The sequence below is a fragment of the Streptomyces sp. NRRL F-525 genome (assembly GCF_000716605.1).
GTDB lineage: Bacteria > Actinomycetota > Actinomycetes > Streptomycetales > Streptomycetaceae > Streptomyces.
Map to the genome: position 1 here is coordinate 1 of NZ_JNXE01000229.1, position 322 is coordinate 322.

Here is a 322-nt window from a genome sequence, read left to right on the forward strand (position 1 = left end):
AACCGCCGTCTCCGGCGGAGCAATGATCGCCATCCAGGCCACCGAACACGAACTCCGACCCGCCCTCACCCCCGGCATCGACATCGCCGCCCTCAACTCGCCGGACTCGACGGTGATTTCCGGCGACCCCGAGCAGGCCCAGGCGATCGCCGACCACTTCACCGCCCAAGGCCGCAAAACCAGAACACTCACCGTCTCGCACGCCTTCCACTCCCCCCACATGGACACCGCACTCAACGAATTCGTACTGGACCCGACACATCCGCCACACCGTCCGCTTCACCGACGCCGTGCGGCAGCTGAAGCACCAGGGCGTCACCCA

General features: G+C 66.5%; 1 protein-coding gene. It reads left to right on the top strand.

Features of this window, described 5'->3' with window-relative positions; translation table 11 throughout:
* Positions 1-322 (top strand): acyltransferase domain-containing protein (locus OO69_RS51150; protein ID WP_158713555.1); only part of this gene is annotated, 322 nt, incomplete at both ends.